Origin of the sequence: Methyloversatilis discipulorum (assembly GCF_000385375.1) — a bacterium.
In the GTDB taxonomy this organism is placed as follows: domain Bacteria; phylum Pseudomonadota; class Gammaproteobacteria; order Burkholderiales; family Rhodocyclaceae; genus Methyloversatilis; species Methyloversatilis discipulorum_A.
On the sequence record NZ_ARVV01000001.1, the window covers coordinates 867,165 to 884,373 of the forward strand.

The following is a 17,209-nucleotide window of genomic DNA, read 5'->3' on the forward strand; positions in this document are numbered from 1 at the left end:
GTCAGGCAGGCGCGCGGCAGAGCGGGCGCCCCCGCGGATCATTTCCTGGGCAGCTTGAATACCCAGATCACGCCGCCCTGCGGCACGGTGGTCTTCTTGTCGAGCACCGCGTTGAAGGCGCCCTGCATGCGCTCGGCATCGACGCCCCAGCCGGACTGCACGGCGATGTACTGTTCGCCGTCGACCTCGAAGCTGGAGGGCACGCCGGTCACGCCCGAGTTGGTCGGGAATTCCCACAGCAGCTTGCCGGTGCTCGCGTTGAAGGCGCGGAACTTGCGGTCGTTGGTGCCGCCGCCGAACACCAGGTTGCCGGCCGTGGTCATCAGCGGGCCCCAGTTCATTTCCGGGTAGGTGTGGGTCCACACCTTCTTGCCGGTCTTGAGGTCCCAGGCCTGCACTTCGCCGATATGCACCTTCGACTCCGGCGTCATGCGCACATTGGTGAGCACGTTCTCGATCGACACGCCGAGGTAGAGATCGCCCTTGTTGTACTTGACCGGCTCGCCGGTCAGTTCCGAGCACAGATTGTTCTGCGCCGGGATGTAGAGCAGGCCGGTATGCGGGTTGTAGGCCTCGGGCGGCCAGTCCTTGCCGCCCCACAGCGAGGGGCAGAAATTCACCGTCTTGCCGGTGGCGGGGATGCGCGCCGGGTCGTAGGTCGGGCGGCCGGTCTTCGGGTCGAGCCGGGTGAACACGTTCTGCGTGACGTAGGGCCAGGCATCGACGTAATTCACCTTGCTGTCGGTGCGCTCCAGCATCCACAGATAGCCGTTGCGGCCGGCGTGCACCAGCGACTTCACCTTCCTGCCCTTGTGCTCGAGGTCGATCAGCAGCGGGGCCGACACCTCGTCCCAGTCCCACGAGTCGTTGTGGTGGTACTGGTGATAGCCCTTGAGCTTGCCGGTGTCGACATCCAGTGCCAGCACCGAGTTGGCGTACAGGTTGTCGCCGCTGCGCGTGTCGGCCATCCACGGGCCGGCGTTGCCGACACCCCAGAAGGCGAGGTTGGTGTCCGGGTCGTAGGTGCCGGTGATCCACACCGAGCCGCCGCCGCGCTTGTAGGTATCGCCCGGCCAGGTGTCGCCGCCCGGTTCGCCGGGGCCGGCGATGGTGTAGGTGCGCCACGCTTCCTTGCCGGAGTCGGCATCGAAGGCGGCGACGAAACCACGGATGCCGTATTCGCCACCGGAACTGCCGATCATGATCTTGCCCTTGGCGGCCAGCGGCGCCAGCGTCATGTAGTAGCCGGACTTCCAGTCGGCCACCGCGGTCTTCCACACCTCCTTGCCGGTCTTCGCGTCGAGCGCGACCAGGAAGGCGTCAGTGGTGGCGATGTACACGCGGTCGCCGTACAGCGCGACGCCGCGGTTGGTCGGGTGCAGCTGCTGCAGCTCGTCCGGAATGGTTTTCTTGTAGCGCCAGATCTCCCGGCCGGTCTTCGCTTCCAGACAGATGACCTGGTTGTTCGGCGTGGCGACGAACATGTAGCCGTTGTTCACGATGGGCGGCGCCTGATGCCCTTCGGTCATGCCGGTCGAGAAGGCCCATGCCAGCTGCAGCTTGTCGACGTTCTTGTCGCTCACCTGCTTGAGCGGGCTGTAGCCCCAGCCGGCGTAGTTGGCGCGGTACATCAGCCAGTTCTGCGCCTCCGGCTTGTTCAGCCGCGCGTCGGTCACCGGCGCGTAGGCCGGCAGCGCACTGGCCGCCAGCGGTGCGAGCAGTGCCGCCGCGAGGGCGGTCCGCTTCATCATGGTTTTCATGCTTCCTCCTGTGTTTTAGGGCGAAGGTGTGGTCGCGCTTCGTGGGCGCAACCGCTGCTGCAGCCCGGACGCTTCGCCTTGTGACGTCCGGACGGTGTAAAGCGGTATCGCGCGGTCAGCCCTTGCGCACGCCGGGCACGGAACTGAACGCGCCGGCCACCACCAGCTCGCCGTTCTCGCTCTTCAGCGGCAGCCAGGGCAGCGCGCGTGCGGCCGGACCTGCGGTGACGGCACCGGCCTTCAGCGGATCAAATTTGGAGAAGTGGCAGAAACAGAACATCGCGCCGCCATTGGCGTCCCACTCGCTGACCTCGCAACCCTGGTGGGTGCATACCGCCGAGTAGGCGAGCACGCCGTCGGCGCTGCGGGCGCGGGTTTCGTCGTCGAGCGACGCCGGGTCGAAGCGCATCAGGATGACTCGACCCAGACGGCTGCCGTCGCGTACCAGCGCATCGGTCGCGGCGAAGGGCAGGGCGCGCACCGGCTTGCTGGCGAGCGGAATGTCGGCGACCTTCAGCGGCTGCGGCGTGTCTTCGTCGTCCATGCGCACCAGGCGGTCGCCCGGCTGCGGCGGCAGGTCGGCCGGCTCGCTGGCCTGCGCGCCACGCAGGCCGCTTCCGAGCATGACGGTGACCGCGATGGCGGCTTTCATTGCATCGCGACGCTGCATGCAGCAGGGGGCGCATGCCTTGTCGGCGATTTTTTTCGTGTTGTCCTTGTCCATGGTCTCCTCGCAGGTTCGGTGTGGCGAACAGCCCTGGAGCGAGCGGCGTGCCATGTGCCGGACGCGGCTTCGATATGCGGATGGGCTGTGTTGCAGAGGTGTTTCAAACGACGCAGTGGCGCCGGATTTACCCGCCAGAACGGGGAATTCATCCCGCAGGCGAGCAAGGTCGAGGGCGGCGGGATTTCCCGCTCAGGTGAGACGGAATCTCACTCGAAGTGAGACAAATCCTTGTAATTCAGTGGCTTGCAGGGGTGTTTCGATGCTGCGGTGCAACGGAGGTTCCGCTTGAAGCGCGCGGAAGGCGTCTCCTACACTGTCGCGAAAACAGCTGGCGGCGTGACCGCACGGCGATGACGAAAAACGTGTTGGAGGAGGACGGGCCATGCGATTCAGGGACGAGTTTTCGCAACACATGAGGCGGGTCGCCGCGGCGTCGGATGCGCGCGCTGGCGCGCTCGCGCTGGCGGGCGAGGAGCGCATCGCCGATTCCTGGCGGCGCTCGATGGAGCTCTACCGGGTGGATCCCGAAGTGCCGGCGGCGCCGCGCATCCTCAGTGCGGCGGAGGTGCGCGAGCGCTGCGGACGCATCGAATCCTTCCTGCAGCTCGCACGCCTGGGCGTCGGCAAGCTGCACAGCCAGATCAAGGACGCCGGCTACTGCGTGCTGATGACCGACGCCGACGGCAGCACGGTCGATTTCCGCGGCCTGCCGAACATAGATCACGAATTCAAGTCGCGCGGTTTCCGTGTCGGTGCCTGCTGGTCCGAGCAGGACGAAGGCACCTGCGGCGTCGGCACGACGCTGGTCGATCGTGCGCCCATCCTGGTGCACAAGGGTGAGCACTTCCGCGCCTACAACATCGGCATCACCTGCAGCGCGGCACCGATCTTCGGTCCCGACAACGACATCATGGGTGTGTTGAACGCCTCGGCGCTCGCTTCGCCCGATGACCGGCGCAGTCAGACGGTGGTGTTCCAGCTGGTCGCGCAGAACGCCCGTTTCATCGAGAACGCCTGGTTCATCGAAGCCAACCGCCACCGATGGACGCTGCAGATCGGCGGCGCCGGCCGCGGGCTTGAACCGGAGCGCAGCTACCTGCTGGCGCTGGATGAGCGCGGCTACGTCGTGCAAGCGAACTTCCTCGCCCACGTCGAACTGCTGGAACACGCCGGCCCGCTGCCGCGCGCCTTCCACGAAGTATTCGACCTGAGCGCGGACGAATTGCTGCGCGCCGCGCACGACCGCCCGGGCATGCCGGTCGCGCTGCGCCGGCTCACGACCGGCCAGGCGCTGTCAGCCATCGTTCGCGTGCCGGAGCAGCGGCGGGTCGCGCGGCGCGTGGCGCAGGGCCGGCACGACTTCTCCACGCTCACCGTGCGCGACACCCGCCTGGTCAGTGACATCCAGCGCCTGAAACGCATCGTGAACAGCCGTCTGCCCATCCTGCTGCTCGGCGAAACCGGCTCCGGCAAGGAAGCGTTCGCGCACGCCATCCACGCGCAGAGCGAGCGGCGCGACAAGCCCTTCGTCGCGCTGAACTGCGCGGCGATTCCGGAGAACCTGATCGAGAGCGAACTGTTCGGTTACCGCGAGGGCGCATTCACCGGCGCCAAGGCGAAAGGCGAGGCGGGCAAGATCCAGCTGTCCAGCGGCGGCACGCTCTTTCTCGACGAGATCGGCGACATGCCGCTGCCGCTGCAGACGCGATTGCTGCGCGTGCTGGCCGAAGGCGAGGTGCTGCGCCTGGGTGGTACCGAGCCGGAGAAGGTCGATCTGAACGTCATCTGCGCCACCCACCGCGACCTCGAATCGCTGGTCGCCGCCGGTCGTTTCCGCGAAGACCTGTTCTACCGGCTGAATGCCGCCACCTTCACGCTGCCGCCGCTGCGTGCGCGCAGCGACCGGCGCGATGTTCTGCAGCAGGTGTTCGACGAGGAGTGTGCCGCCGCCGGCCGCGACATCGAACTGCCGGTCGTGCTGGCCGACGAGCTGATGACCTACGCCTGGCCCGGCAACATCCGCCAGCTGCGCAACACGCTGCGCTATGCGGTGGCGGTGTGCGAATCGGACACGATGTCGCGCGAGCACCTGCCGGACAACATCCTGCGCGCGCTCGACGAACCGCAACCCGCCGCAGCGCTGCCGCGCAGCGACGCCGAGGCCGACGAGCGGCGACGCATCGTCGAAGCGATGGAAGCCACCGGCTGGCGTGCCACCGAGGCGGCCGCGCTGATGGGCATGCCGCGCGCCACCTTCTACCGCCGGCTCAGCCGCTACGGCCTGGGTCGCGGGCGCTTCCCCAGCCGCTGACGCAGGACATCGCGGCCGCTGTCGGGGTCAAGACCCCTCCCACAGAATCCGGCTCCGACTACGTGTCGGGCGCGATCCCTGTGGGAGCGGCCTTGGCCGCGACGCGGCATATGCGTGCCGCGCACGTCGATCCATGCCGCCGCCGCGATCAGGGCATCGCGCCCGCAGCATCGGGCGCCAGCCGCGCCCGCACGAAGTCGATGTGCGCGTACATGGTGTCGCGCGCCTGCTCCGGTGCCCGCCTGCGGATCGCTTCCCACAGCGCGAAGTGCTGCTGCCACAGCGCCTCCGCCACCGCGCGGTCACCGAAGCGCAGGCCAGCGTGGTTCTGCGCCATGTGTTCGCGGTGCAGTGCGAGCAGATTGGCCTGCAGGTAGCCGAACATCGCGTTGTGCGCAGCACTCGCGATGGCGCCGTGCCACACCGAATCGAGCAGCACCTCCTGCGCCTCGTCGTCGTCGCACCGGGCGCGGCGCAGGCGGTCGATCACGCCACGCAGCATTGTCAGGTCGGCACGCGTCGCGCGCTCAGCCGCGAAGGCAGCCGCCTCGCCTTCGAGTACGCGGCGGAATTCCAGCATGTCCTTGCCGAGGTGCGGGTGTTCGGTCAGCAGCTGACGCCACGGCGAGGTGAGGCCGCCGTGCAGGCGGTCGGTCACGTAGACCCCGCTGCCTACGCGGCTGGCCAGCAGACCGCGCGCGGCCAGGCGCTGCACCGCTTCGCGCAGCGTGCCGCGCGATACCGCGAGCTCTTCCGCCAGTGCGCGTTCGGCCGGCAGGCGGGCGCCGGCGGCATAGCGGCCGTCGAGCAGGCGGCTCTCGAGTTCGCGGGTGGCGCGGTCGGCGGCGGTGGGCGGCATGGTGGCGGGTGCAGGAGAATTGGTCCGACCAATTTTGCCTGAAGCGCGGGCGCCGCGATCATCTGCTCCATCGCACTCGAGGGTGCCCACCGGAGTTTCCGATGCACGCAGATCGTCCGCCGCGCCCCGATCAGGTCTATCTGTTCGGTACCTGCCTGATCGACCTTTTCGTGCCACAGGCCGGCGTCGATGCGGTACGTCTGCTGGAACGCGAAGGACTGACCGTGCATTTTCCGCGCGCCCAGAGCTGCTGCGGCCAGCCGGCCTTCACCAGCGGCAATCCGGACGAGGCGCGCCGCGTGGCCGCCGCGCAGATTGCGCTGTTCGACCAGCCCTGGCCCATCGTCGTGCCGTCCGGCTCCTGTGCCGGCATGATGCGTCACCACTGGCCGACGCTGTTCGACGACGATCCGGTGCTGCAGGCGCGCGCCCGCGATGTGGCCGGCCGGGTGTACGAACTGGCCGGCTTCCTGGTCGAGGTGCTGCACGTCGACTACTCGGCTGCCAGCGCCGAGCCCGTCACCGTCGGCCTGCACACCTCGTGCAGTGCGCGACGCGAAATGGGTACCCGCGCGCACGGCGTGCAGCTGCTGTCGGCGCTGCCCGGCGTCACGCTCGACACGCACGCCAACGAATCGGAATGCTGCGGCTTTGGTGGCGTGTTCTCGCTCAAGCACGCGGACATATCGGGCGCCATCGTGCGCGACAAGGTGGCCAGCCTGTCGGCGGTCTGCGAGCGCTTCGTCACCGCCGACTGCGGCTGCATGCTGAACATTTCGCACGCCGCCGAACACCAGGGCCGGGCGCTGCGCGGGGAACACCTGGCGACCTTCCTGCTGCGCCGGCTGGAGGGCGAAGCATGAGCGCCCGCGAACGCATCCTCGCCCGTCTGCGCGCGGCCGAGCCTGGCGCGCCGGTGATGCCGCCTGACGTGACGGCCTACTACGCGCAGCGACCACGGCTGACGCCGGGCGAGCGGCTGCAGCAGTTGTGCGCGCGACTGCGCGCTTCGCGCGCCGATGTGATGGTGGCGCAGCCGGCCGAGTGGGCGAGCGTTGCGGCCGATGCGTTGCTCCTGCGCGGCGTGCGTCGCCTGGCACTGAACGGCGGCGTGCGCGCCGACGAGCTGGCGGCGGCCTTGCCGCCCGCCATCGAGGCGGTGCGCTTCGACGGCGCGATCGAGGCCTGGAAGCAGGACATGTTCGCGACCGTCGACGCCGGGTTCACACCGGCCGCTGCCGGCATTGCGGCAACCGGCGCGCTGCTGCTGAACCACGGCGGCGCGCTGCCGCGCACGCTGTCGCTGGTGCCGCCGATCAGTCTGGTCTGCATCGATGCGCGCGATCTGTATGACGACCTGCACCATGCGTCGAGCAGCCAGCGCTGGGCCGACGACATGCCGACCAACCGCGTGCTGGTGTCCAGTCCGTCGCGCACCGCCGACATCCAGCAGACGCTGGCCTACGGTGCGCACGGCCCGCGCGAGCTGGTCGTGGTGGTGATCGCCGAAGGAGACTCGGCATGAGCGCGCAGCCCATGCATTTCGTGTCGCCCGCGCAATTCCGCGACCGCGTCAGCGAGGCGCTGGCGGATGACGGGCTGCGCGACAACTTCCGCAGCGCCATGCAGTTCCTGCGTGACAAGCGCGCCAGCCAATTTCCGGACCCGGTCGAAACCGAGGCGCTGCGCGATCTGGGCGAGGCGGTACGCAAGCACGCGCTGGCGCATCTGCCTGCACTGCTGGAGAAGCTGGAGGCGAATCTGCAGGCGCGTGGCGTCGAGGTGCACTGGGCGGAAACGCCGGACGAGGCCTGCGCCATCATCCACCGCATCGCCACCGAAGCCGGCGCGCAGCGGGTGATCAAGGGCAAATCCATGGTGAGCGAGGAGGTGGAACTGAACCACTACCTCGAAGCGCGCGGCGTCGAGTGTCTCGAATCGGACATGGGCGAGTACATCGTGCAGCTGGCCGGCGAACGGCCGTCGCACATCGTCATGCCCGCCATCCACAAGACGAAGCAGGACATCGCGCGGCTGTTCGAACAGAAGATTCCGGACGCCGGCTACACCGAAGACGTCGATGCGCTGATCCGCACCGGCCGCGAAGTGCTGCGCGAGCGCTTCATGCAGGCCGACATCGGCATTTCCGGCGTCAATTTCGCGATCGCCGAAACCGGTACGTTGTGGCTGGTCGAGAACGAGGGCAACGGTCGGCTGTCGACGACGGTGCCGGACATCCACATCGCGATGATGGGTATCGAGAAGGTGGTCGATACGCTGGAACACGCGATGCCGCTGGCCAGCCTGCTGCCGCGCTCGGCCACCGGTCAGGCCGCCACCACCTATTTCAACCTGATCACCGGTCCGCGTCGGCTCGGCGACCAGGACGGGCCGCGGCGCATGCACCTGGTGCTGCTCGACAACGGTCGCACCCAGGCCTATGCCGACGCCCAGCTGCGCGCGACGCTGCAGTGCATACGCTGCGGCGCGTGCATGAACCACTGCCCGGTCTATGCGCGCGTGGGCGGCCATGCCTACGGCACCACCTATCCTGGGCCGATAGGCCAGATCCTGTCGCCGCACCTGCTGGGGCTGGACGACAGCCGCGACCTGCCGACCGCCTCCAGCCTGTGTGGCGCCTGCGCCGAGGTGTGCCCGGTGCGCATCCCTATCCCGTCGTTGCTGATGCGCCTGCGTACCGAAGCCAATCGCGCGCCTGGCGCCGCGGTGGCGCAGCCGCTGGCCGGGCAGGGCGCATCGTTCAGCGTCGGGCAGAAGCTGGTGTGGCGCTTCTGGAGCGGCATCTACGCCAGCCCCGGACGTTACCGGCTGCTGCGATGGGCGGCCACCCGCTTCCGCTGGCTGGCACCGCGCCGGCAGATGGGCTGGACGCAACACCGCACACCGCTGCGGCCGGCCGCGCGCAGCCTGCACGATCTGATGAAGGCGCGCGGACAGCCGCGTTGACCGGCGGCTTCAAGTTTTGGCGCGGTCTGTCGATACCCCGGGGATACCGCTGCCTCCGAGGCCGTCATGATTCCCGTGCGCAAGACCGATGTGGTGCTGGGCAAGCCCCTGCCGTATTCGCTGTACGACCAGAACAACAAGCTGCTGCTGAAAGCTGGCGTCGTGGTGCAGACGCAGAACCAGCTCGACGTGCTGAGCGAGCGCGGTCTGTACCGCGACCGCATGGCGGCCAATCAGGTGCAGGCGCCGTCCAGCATCGTGCCGGACGGCGAGCCGGCGCCGGACAAGGACGGCATCCTGCTCGACCTGGAGGACATCCGGCTGCAGGTCGGCGACCTGCTGCAACTGCAGGGCGTCGCCGCCGACGCACCGCGCCATGCGGTGAAGCTGCTCGGCTACGCGAAGGGACGCAGCGTCATGGTGACGCCGCCGATGGTCGATGGCGCCTACGCGATGGTGAAGCAGGACGCCGCCTTCGTCGTCCGTTTCTTCTCCGGCAAGAGCGTGTACGCCTTCCCGGCGCACGTGCTGAAGATGTCGAACACGCCCTTTCCCTACCTGCACCTGAGCTATCCGAAGAAGGTGCGTGGCATGCGCGTGCGCCGCGCCCAGCGCGCCAGCGTGCGGCTGATCTCGTCGGTCACCGACATGTATGGAGCGCTGTACGCCGGCACCCTGGTCGATATCAGCAAGGGCGGGGCGTTGCTTGCCGCCAAGGCCGCGCTGGGTGAAATCGGCGACCTGTTGCAGTTGAAGTTCAGGCTGCAGTTCGACGACATCGACCAGTTCGTGCATGTCAAGGCGGGCATCCGCTCGGTGCGCAGCAATCCGGACTCGGAGGGCGAGGCCTTCGCGCTGCACCACGGGCTCGAGTTCGTCGAAGTGCAGGGCAGCGACCGGCTGGCGCTGTCCGCCTACACCTATCAGAAGCTGATCGAAGCGAGCGACGTGGCCTGAATCTGCGCTTGCGCGGACGAAATGCGGCGCAATGCCGCATCCGGGCGTAACATTCGCGCCGTCCATGCACGGAGCGACGCCATGAAATGCCCGTTCTGCAGCTCCCCCGATACCCAGGTGGTCGAAACCCGCGAAAGCGAGGATGGCGACATCATCCGTCGCCGGCGCCGCTGCGCGCACTGCGACAAGCGCTTCACCACCTACGAGCGGGTCGAGCTGAAGATGCCGCAGATCGTCAAGAAGGACGGTCGGCGCGCCGACTACGATCGCGAAAAGCTGCGCGCCAGCATGATGCTGGCGCTGCGCAAGCGCCCGGTCACCACCGAGTCGGTGGATCTGGCGATGGACCGCATCGAGGAACGCCTGCTCACGATGGGGGTGCGCGAACTGGCCACCGACCGCCTCGGCGAACTGGTGATGCGCGAACTGAAGAAGCTCGACAAGATCGGCTACATCCGCTTTGCCAGCGTCTATCGCAATTTCGAGGATGTCGATGAATTTTCGGAGGTCGTGCGCGAGGTGACCAAGCCGCCGCGCGCGCCGCGCAAGACGGGAGGCTGAATGGCGCACGACGCCTCGCTTGACACCCTTTTCATGGCACGCGCGCTGAAGCTGGCCGCGCGCGGGATGTGGACCACGTCACCGAATCCGCGCGTCGGCTGCGTGCTGGTGCGCGATGGTCAGATCGTCGGCGAAGGCTGGCATGAGAAGGCCGGGGAGCCGCACGCCGAAGTGCATGCCTTGCGAGCCGCTGGCGACGCTGCGCGCGGGGCGACTGCCTACGTGACGCTGGAACCCTGTAGCCACCACGGCCGCACGCCGCCGTGTGCCGATGCGCTGGTCAAGGCCGGCGTGGCGCGCGTCGTCGCCGCCATGCAGGACCCGAATCCACTGGTCGCCGGCAACGGGCTGGCGCGACTGCGCGCCGCCGGCATCGCTACCGACTGCGGCGTGCTGGAGGCCGACGCGCGCGAACTGAACATCGGTTTCGTGTCGCGCATGACGCGCGGCAAGCCCTGGGTCAGGCTGAAAACCGCCTCGACGCTGGACGGCGTCACCGCGCTGGAGAACGGTGTCAGCCAGTGGATTACCGGCGCCGCGGCCCGACGTGACGGCCACCGCTGGCGGGCACGCGCCTGTGCGGTGCTGTCGGGCATCGGCACGGTGATCGAGGATGACCCCAGCCTGACCGTGCGCGAGGTCGATACCCCGCGCCAGCCGCTGCGCATCATCGTCGACGCGCGGTTGCAGCTGACGCCGCAGGCGAAGCTGTTTGCCGACATCGAACGTTCGCCGCTGCTGGTGGTGTGTGCGTCCGACGACACGCCGAAGGCGCAGGCGCTGCGCGATGCCGGCGCCGAACTGCTGGTGCTGCCGAACGAGGGCGGGAAAGTTGACCTGCCCGCCATGTTCCAGGCGCTTGGCGCGCGGGGCATCAACGAGGTGCACGCCGAATCCGGTCACAAGCTGAACGGCTCGCTGCTGCGCGAGGGCTGTGTGGACGAACTGCTGATGTATCTGGCGCCAACGGTGCTCGGGCGCGGCATGGGCCTGTTCAATCTGGGCCCCTTCGACACGCTGGCCCAGCGCATCGATGTAGACGTCCGCGACATGCGGGCGGTGGGCAAGGACTGGCGGCTGCTGGCCCGGCTTAGACCTGCGTCGTAAGCGCGGGCCATCCGGCGGCACTGGTTTCGGCACAGGCTGCGGTCGGGGTCAGAAGACCCCTCCCACAGAACACCCCTCCGGTCGCCGATGGGGCGCAGTTACTGTGGGAGCGGCCTTGGCCGCGACGCGGCTGCGGCAAGCCGCCGGCATCGATCCAGGCCGCTGTCGGGGTCAAGACCCCTCCCACTGAACCCGGCTCCGGCCACGAGTCGGGCGTGATCCCTGTGGGAGCGGCCTCGGCCGCGACGTCAGAGTTGGGGAATCAGCCTACCCGGATCGGCACGAACAGCCGGTTGTCGCCGCGCTGGATCAGCAGCGCGATGCGGCCCTTGGCCTTTTCCACCAGCCTCGCCAGTTCTTCCGCGCTGCCGACCGGCTGACCATTTACCGCAAGGATGGCGTCGCCCGGCTGGATTCCCGCCTGTGCGGCCGCGCCGCCGGCGTCGGCTACGACCAGACCGCGGGTGACGCCCAGCTGCTGCGATTCCGCACCGGTCAGCGGACGCACGGCGAGGCCGAGCCGGTCGCGGACCGGTCCGCTGTCGCGGCCACCTTCGTCGAGCGCCGTCACCTCGCTGTCGCTCTGTTCGCCCAGCGTCGCGCTCAGGTCACGTTCCGCACCCTGACGCCATACCTTCATCTTGACCGTCTTGCCGGGCGCCAGATTGCCGATCACTTTCGGCAGGTCGAAGGAATCGGACACCGCTCGGCCATCGACCGACAGGATCACGTCGCCGGCTTGCAGACCGGCCTTGTCGGCCGGACCGCCCTGTTCGACGTTGGCGACCAGCGCACCACGCGCGCGGTCGAGGCCGAAGCTGTCGGCCAGTTCGCGCGTGATCGGCTGGATGCTGACGCCGAGACGGGCGTGCTTGGCACGCCCGTACTGCTTGATCTGGTCGGCCACCCGCATCGCCACGTCGATCGGAATGGCGAAGGACAGACCCATGAAGCCGCCGGTGCGCGAGTAGATCTGCGAATTGATGCCGATCACCTCGCCGTTCAGGTTGAACAGCGGACCGCCGGAATTGCCCGGGTTGATCGCTACGTCGGTCTGGATGAAGGGCACCAGTGACTCGTCAGGCAGCGCGCGCGACTTGGCGCTGACGATGCCGGCAGTCACCGTGTTCTCGAAACCGAAGGGCGCGCCGATGGCGGCTACCCACTCGCCGACGCGGGTGGTGTCGGCATTGCCCAGCTTCACGGCCGGCAGGTTCTTCGCGTCGATCTTGATCAGCGCGACGTCGGTGCGCTTGTCGCTGCCGATCACCTTTGCCTTGTACTCGCGCTTGTCGGTGAATTTGACCGTTACCTCGGCGGCATCGGCCACCACGTGTGCATTGGTCAGGATATAGCCGTCAGGACTGATGACGAAGCCGGAGCCGATGCCGCGCGGCGCCGGTCCTTCACCGCCACGCTGCGGGTTCTGCGGCACCGGGATGCCGAAGCGGCGGAAGAACTCGAACATCGGGTCGTTCGGATTCACCGCCACGCGCGAAGGCTTGCCGATCACGCTGATGTTCACCACCGACGGCGAGGTCTGCTCGACCAGCGTGCTGAAATCCGGAAGGCCGGCAACCAGGGGCGCCGTCGTCGGCGCGGTGATCGTCGCCGCCTGTGCAATCTGCACCGGCTTCGACTGCGGTGCGGCTTCTGCGTGGCGCATCCAGTCGACAGTCGTCGCCGTGGCGCCCAGCCCGAAGGCCGTCGCGGTCAGTGCGGCGAGTGCGGTACGAGACAGCTTGATCTTCATCGATGTCCTCTCCTGACGTGTGTTTGCGCGCCTGACAACCTGGCTGAAATGAGTCGGCGCAACTTCTGGGCGAACGATGGAGCGGGCCCGGCTGCGGGCTGTTCCGGTGGCTTGCATCCGGAAACAATCGTCAAGCCGTGGGCCGAGGGTCTATTGACAGTGGCTCGCGCGCTGCAAACGCGGTTCGCGACTCAAGGTCAACAGGCCCTAACGCTGTTCAATCTGGGGAGCAAAAACGCCATATCAAGGGTCACAGACTGCTCAAACCTCTTGAAAACCCCGGCCTGCGCCGCCAACATGGACGGCCCGGGTCGCCGAAGGCGGGCGCAAGCCGGCCGCCGACCCACCATATATATAAGTACAGGAAGAACATGAAGAGCACTGACACCGGTCGTCCGACCCGCGAGGAAGCCGAAGCGGCCGTTCGCACCCTGATCCGCTGGACCGGCGACGATCCGACGCGCGAAGGCCTGATCGACACGCCGAAGCGCGTGGTCAAGGCCTACGAGGAGTTCTTTGCGGGCTACGCAGAGGATCCGCGCGAAGTGCTGTCGCGCACCTTCGAGGAAGTCGAGGGCTACGACGAGGTGATCGCACTGACCGGCATCCGCTTCGAGAGCCATTGCGAACACCATATGGTGCCCATCATCGGTACGGCACACGTCGCCTATCTGCCGGATCGCCGCGTGGTCGGCATTTCCAAGCTGGCGCGACTGGTCGAGGTGTTCGCCAAGCGCCTGCAGATCCAGGAAAAGATGACCGTGCAGGTGGCCGACGCACTGTATGAAGTGCTGCAGCCTCGCGGCGTAGCCGTCGTGATCGAGGCCGCGCACGAGTGCATGACCACGCGGGGCGTGCACAAGCCGGGTGTCGCGATGGTCACCAGCCGCATGCTGGGCGCCTTCCGCGATGACGCGCGCACCCGCCGCGAGTTCTTCGATCTGATCGGCCGCTCCGGCGGCAGCGGCAGCTGCGGCGTCTGAGTTCGCGCAGTGGTCCGTCTGGCGGACACATGGAGCCCGGGTGCTGATCGGCCCGGGCTTTTTTGTATCCGTGCTCCGTCGAACCACAGCCGGACGTCGATGCCGCGGGTCACGCAGACCGGGCGCACGAGGCGCCACGCCTGCAAATGCCCCGCCGCTTTCGCGCGAACTGGCCTTGTTGCGCAAAAACCACAAGACTTGATCCAGGGGCATACGTAATTCAACGCATGGCTTGCGGCCGACTTTGCTGCTTCGGTACAGTCCGCCACACCTTCTGAAGCTCCGAAGGTGTGTAGCCCGGCAGTGCAGCGGCCGCGAGGCCGAATACGATCCGGGCACCCACTATCATCGCAAGAGGAGATTTGCGTAATGTCCAAGAAACTGCTTGCCGCTGCCATTGCCGCAGCGCTCGCCCCGGCCGCCGTCATGGCCGAAGCTTCCAACGTGACCATCTACGGTCGCATCGACTACGGTTTCATGTCCCGCGGTGGTGACAGCGGTGGCCTGTCGCAAGCCGGTCGCACTGGCCGTCTGAACGACTTCGAAGACGGTATCCTCGGCACCAACCGCTTCGGCTTCAAGGGTTCGGAAGATCTGGGCAACGGCCTGAAGGCCATCTACGAATTCGAATTCGGCTTCTCGGGCGACAGCGGCACCTCGTTCGGTTCCACCACCAACCGTCACAGCTGGGTTGGCCTGACCGGTGCCTTCGGTACCGCCCTCGGTGGCCGCGTTGATGGCGCCCGTTACTCCTTCGTCGGCAAGTACGACCCGTTCAAGAACCAGACCGTTGCCAACGCCGGTTCGCTGTTCGGCGTGACCTCGGGTCTGGGTCAGGCTGACCGTGCTGACAACGCCGTTGTGTACATCACCCCGGAACTGGCCCCCGGCCTGAAGTTCCTGGCTGCTTACACCACGTCGCTGCTGTCGGAAGCCGGCTCCGGCGCCATCGCTGGTCAGGACGTCGAAACTGGCGACACCCCGCTGTACGCGATCGCCGCCATGTACGACAACGGCCCGATCAGCCTGCTGCTCGACTACGAAAACCTCCAGATCAAGCGCGTTGCCCCGGGCGGCGGCGATCTCGAATTCGACCTGTGGGTTGCTGGTGCCAGCTACGACTTCGGCGTTGCCAAGCTGTCGGCTTACTACGAAAGCACCGAAGGTGACGACACCGCCTCGAAGGCTGTCTCGAACGGCGACGGCTGGCTGATCGGTCTGTCGGCTCCGGTGACTTCGAACATCACCCTGAAGGCTTCGTACGTCAAGGCCAACGACGATCGCGCTGCTGACAGCGATTGCTCGAAGTGGGGCATCGGTGGCGAGTACGCCTTCTCGAAGCGCACCACCGCGTACGCAACCTACGCCAAGATCAACAACGACGATCTGGCCCGTTGCGGCATCTCGAAGAACGCTGCCGGCGGCAACGGCACGGGTTCGGGCGGCGCCAACGGCACCGGCTACGGCGATTCCGGCTTCAACATCGGTCTCGCTCACACCTTCTAATCGGTTTCCGATCAGAAAGTCGTGCTCAAACGGGCGCCTTCGGGCGCCCGTTTTTCGTTCACCTGCCACATCAGCTTATTGTGATCGTTTGTCGAGAAGGCAGGCGCGCGCCAGGTCAATCTAATGGACGCACAGGCGGGACTGTTGGAAGAGGGGCTGCGTGGCAGGCGGCAGAGAAATGAATGCCTGCTCGTGACGGGTATCTCGCATGTTCGATGCCCTTGCTGGCGCCTGCGTCCCATTGCTGCGCGGCTGATCAGCTAGCTCGACCGTCGCCAGATCTTCAGGCGCGACGGGGTATGCAACGTGTCCGCCTAACGGAGGTGGTCGCATTGTGATCAAGCCCCCGCTCGCCAAACCTGTACTCACCCTGCGTCGAGCAGGATGTCCACGCTGTCCGTCCGCAATTCGGTGCTGTCCTCCTTGCGCCCGATCAGCCGATACACCACGGTGTCGCCCTTGCCCTTGAGGTAAAGCGTTTGCGGCTCGTGGAAGTCGTAGCGGCTGCGCAGCCGCAGGTAGGTCGCGGTATCGACCTGCACCATGCCGGGCACGCCCTCGGTAGTGATGCGGCTGGCCAGATTCACCGTGTCGCCCCACAGGTCGTAGATGAACTTCTTCTTGCCGACGACGCCGGCGACGACCGGGCCGGTGCCTATGCCTATGCGCAGATCGAGCAATACGCCGGTGCCGGTGGTCTGATTACGCAGCCAGTCGCGCATTTCCAATGCGAGGTCGGCGACGGCCGCCGTGTAGTCGGCGTTTCCAGAATTCAGTCCGCCGGCCACCATGTAGGCGTCGCCTATGGTCTTGATCTTCTCCAGGCCACGCGCCTCGGCCTGTTCGTCGAAGCGGGAGAACACGCGGTTCAGCATCGAGAAAACCTGTGACGGCGTCATGCCGGCGGCGACCTGGGTGAAGTTCACGATGTCGGCGAACATGACGCTGACGTCAGCGAAGCCGTCGGCGATGTTCTTCTCGTTCTGCTTGAGACGCTCGGCGACCGGCCCTGGCAGGATGTTCAGCAGCAGTCGCTCCGAACGTTCCTGTTCCTGTTCCAGCAATGTGTGTGCTTCGGCCAGCCGGCGCGCGATGATCTGTTTCTGTTCGATGGCGAAGCGCAGCAGCATGAACACGATGCTGGAGACGGCGAGGAAGTTCAGCGCGAAGAATACGACGCTGGTTTCCACCGGCACCAGCGCGTTGCGGTAAGTCGCGGCGTCGGCGAGGTAGTAGTCGAAGAAACCGGTCAGCGCGACCAGGAAAGCGTAGGCGAAGAACCAGGCCAGCGCCTCGCGCGCGCCGATGCACAGGATGGCGCCGATCGGAGCGAGCAGCCCCCACAGCAGGATGCCGCTGGCGGTGATGAAGTTGCCGATCGCCCACTGCGCGACGAAAGGCGCGAACAGGAAAAGCCCGAGCTGCGTGTTGCGGAACAGCCGGAAATTGCCGCCGTACAGGAAGAGGGCAAGGTTGCCCGCGAGCAGCAGCTGATAGGCGAAGGGCAGCGTGGCCGACAGCCGCGGCCCCAGGCTCCAGTAGACCGCCAGCCACAGCGTAGAGGCGACGCAGACCAGGCCGGTCGCCAGCACCAGCAGCGATTTGTTGAGGCGCTCGTCGGCGCTGTCCGACGGCAGGATGCCGCCGCTGCGCAGGCGCGTGAAGAAGCCGGTACTCATCGCACGGACCCGTGAATATCTGTCGCTGTTAAGAGACGG

The 17,209-nt window shown here is 67.0% G+C and carries 14 protein-coding genes; 9 read left to right on the plus strand and 5 right to left on the minus strand.

The window, feature by feature from the left end:
* Window positions 1–38: 38 nt before the first annotated feature.
* Window positions 39–1,760 carry a methanol/ethanol family PQQ-dependent dehydrogenase gene (locus METRZ18153_RS0104145; protein WP_020163538.1) on the minus strand — a complete coding sequence of 574 codons (1,722 nt, stop codon included), beginning with the start codon at window positions 1,758–1,760 and terminating at the stop codon, window positions 39–41.
* Window positions 1,761–1,875: 115 nt separating this feature from the next.
* Window positions 1,876–2,484, minus strand: coding sequence for a QcrA and Rieske domain-containing protein (locus METRZ18153_RS0104150; RefSeq protein WP_020163539.1), 609 nt, complete (start codon window positions 2,482–2,484; stop codon window positions 1,876–1,878).
* A gap of 385 nt (window positions 2,485–2,869) precedes the next feature.
* Between METRZ18153_RS0104150 and METRZ18153_RS0104155 the strand changes: the two genes are divergently transcribed.
* Window positions 2,870–4,798 carry a sigma-54-dependent Fis family transcriptional regulator gene (locus tag METRZ18153_RS0104155; RefSeq protein ID WP_020163540.1) on the plus strand — a complete coding sequence of 643 codons (1,929 nt, stop codon included), beginning with the start codon at window positions 2,870–2,872 and terminating at the stop codon, window positions 4,796–4,798.
* A gap of 148 nt (window positions 4,799–4,946) precedes the next feature.
* Here METRZ18153_RS0104155 and METRZ18153_RS0104160 read toward each other — a convergent pair whose 3' ends face one another.
* Window positions 4,947–5,657 (minus strand): FadR/GntR family transcriptional regulator, encoded by a 711-nt coding sequence (locus METRZ18153_RS0104160; RefSeq protein ID WP_020163541.1) that lies wholly within the window; start codon window positions 5,655–5,657, stop codon window positions 4,947–4,949.
* Between the two features lie 101 nt (window positions 5,658–5,758).
* On the opposite strand from METRZ18153_RS0104160, the gene METRZ18153_RS0104165 reads away from it, so the two are divergent.
* From METRZ18153_RS0104165 to ribD, 6 genes are all read left to right on the plus strand, one after another.
* Complete coding sequence (locus METRZ18153_RS0104165; RefSeq protein ID WP_020163542.1) at window positions 5,759–6,520, plus strand: (Fe-S)-binding protein; 762 nt, start codon at window positions 5,759–5,761, stop codon at window positions 6,518–6,520.
* Complete coding sequence (locus METRZ18153_RS0104170) at window positions 6,517–7,182, plus strand: LutC/YkgG family protein (protein WP_020163543.1); 666 nt, start codon at window positions 6,517–6,519, stop codon at window positions 7,180–7,182. The genes METRZ18153_RS0104165 and METRZ18153_RS0104170 overlap by 4 nt, the downstream gene beginning before the upstream one ends.
* Window positions 7,179–8,624 carry a LutB/LldF family L-lactate oxidation iron-sulfur protein gene (locus tag METRZ18153_RS0104175; RefSeq protein ID WP_020163544.1) on the plus strand — a complete coding sequence of 482 codons (1,446 nt, stop codon included), beginning with the start codon at window positions 7,179–7,181 and terminating at the stop codon, window positions 8,622–8,624. Before METRZ18153_RS0104170 ends, METRZ18153_RS0104175 begins: the two co-directional genes overlap by 4 nt.
* 66 nt (window positions 8,625–8,690) lie before the next feature.
* Window positions 8,691–9,581, plus strand: a complete 891-nt coding sequence (locus METRZ18153_RS0104180; RefSeq protein ID WP_029143537.1) for a flagellar brake protein — start codon at window positions 8,691–8,693, stop codon at window positions 9,579–9,581.
* Between the two features lie 81 nt (window positions 9,582–9,662).
* A complete protein-coding gene (nrdR, locus tag METRZ18153_RS0104185; RefSeq protein ID WP_019919492.1) occupies window positions 9,663–10,142 on the plus strand; it encodes a transcriptional regulator NrdR in 480 nt (159 codons plus the stop codon).
* Entirely contained in the window at window positions 10,143–11,249 is a 1,107-nt protein-coding gene (gene ribD, locus METRZ18153_RS0104190; protein WP_020163546.1) for a bifunctional diaminohydroxyphosphoribosylaminopyrimidine deaminase/5-amino-6-(5-phosphoribosylamino)uracil reductase RibD, read from the plus strand.
* Between the two features lie 262 nt (window positions 11,250–11,511).
* Here ribD and METRZ18153_RS0104195 read toward each other — a convergent pair whose 3' ends face one another.
* Window positions 11,512–13,002, minus strand: a complete 1,491-nt coding sequence (locus tag METRZ18153_RS0104195) for a DegQ family serine endoprotease (RefSeq protein ID WP_020163547.1) — start codon at window positions 13,000–13,002, stop codon at window positions 11,512–11,514.
* A 371-nt stretch (window positions 13,003–13,373) separates the two neighbouring features.
* On the opposite strand from METRZ18153_RS0104195, the gene folE reads away from it, so the two are divergent.
* On the plus strand, window positions 13,374–13,985 hold the full coding sequence (folE, locus tag METRZ18153_RS0104200; RefSeq protein WP_020163548.1) for a GTP cyclohydrolase I FolE: 612 nt from the start codon (window positions 13,374–13,376) through the stop codon (window positions 13,983–13,985).
* A gap of 369 nt (window positions 13,986–14,354) precedes the next feature.
* Window positions 14,355–15,491 carry a porin gene (locus METRZ18153_RS0104205; RefSeq protein ID WP_020163549.1) on the plus strand — a complete coding sequence of 379 codons (1,137 nt, stop codon included), beginning with the start codon at window positions 14,355–14,357 and terminating at the stop codon, window positions 15,489–15,491.
* 365 nt (window positions 15,492–15,856) lie between these two features.
* On the opposite strand, the gene METRZ18153_RS0104210 is transcribed toward METRZ18153_RS0104205, so the two are convergent.
* A complete protein-coding gene (locus METRZ18153_RS0104210) occupies window positions 15,857–17,170 on the minus strand; it encodes an adenylate/guanylate cyclase domain-containing protein (protein ID WP_020163550.1) in 1,314 nt (437 codons plus the stop codon).
* Window positions 17,171–17,209 lie beyond the last annotated feature (39 nt).

Coding starts and splice junctions, on each gene's coding strand:
- METRZ18153_RS0104195 (WP_020163547.1), bottom strand. CDS start 13,002: ATGAAGATCAAGCTGTCTCGTACCGCACTCGCCGCACTGACCGCGACG.
- ribD (WP_020163546.1), top strand. CDS start 10,143: ATGGCGCACGACGCCTCGCTTGACACCCTTTTCATGGCACGCGCGCTG.
- folE (WP_020163548.1), top strand. CDS start 13,374: ATGAAGAGCACTGACACCGGTCGTCCGACCCGCGAGGAAGCCGAAGCG.
- METRZ18153_RS0104175 (WP_020163544.1), top strand. CDS start 7,179: ATGAGCGCGCAGCCCATGCATTTCGTGTCGCCCGCGCAATTCCGCGAC.
- METRZ18153_RS0104170 (WP_020163543.1), top strand. CDS start 6,517: ATGAGCGCCCGCGAACGCATCCTCGCCCGTCTGCGCGCGGCCGAGCCT.
- METRZ18153_RS0104160 (WP_020163541.1), bottom strand. CDS start 5,657: ATGCCGCCCACCGCCGCCGACCGCGCCACCCGCGAACTCGAGAGCCGC.
- METRZ18153_RS0104155 (WP_020163540.1), top strand. CDS start 2,870: ATGCGATTCAGGGACGAGTTTTCGCAACACATGAGGCGGGTCGCCGCG.
- METRZ18153_RS0104165 (WP_020163542.1), top strand. CDS start 5,759: ATGCACGCAGATCGTCCGCCGCGCCCCGATCAGGTCTATCTGTTCGGT.
- METRZ18153_RS0104205 (WP_020163549.1), top strand. CDS start 14,355: ATGTCCAAGAAACTGCTTGCCGCTGCCATTGCCGCAGCGCTCGCCCCG.
- METRZ18153_RS0104210 (WP_020163550.1), bottom strand. CDS start 17,170: ATGAGTACCGGCTTCTTCACGCGCCTGCGCAGCGGCGGCATCCTGCCG.
- METRZ18153_RS0104145 (WP_020163538.1), bottom strand. CDS start 1,760: ATGAAAACCATGATGAAGCGGACCGCCCTCGCGGCGGCACTGCTCGCA.
- nrdR (WP_019919492.1), top strand. CDS start 9,663: ATGAAATGCCCGTTCTGCAGCTCCCCCGATACCCAGGTGGTCGAAACC.
- METRZ18153_RS0104150 (WP_020163539.1), bottom strand. CDS start 2,484: ATGGACAAGGACAACACGAAAAAAATCGCCGACAAGGCATGCGCCCCC.
- METRZ18153_RS0104180 (WP_029143537.1), top strand. CDS start 8,691: ATGATTCCCGTGCGCAAGACCGATGTGGTGCTGGGCAAGCCCCTGCCG.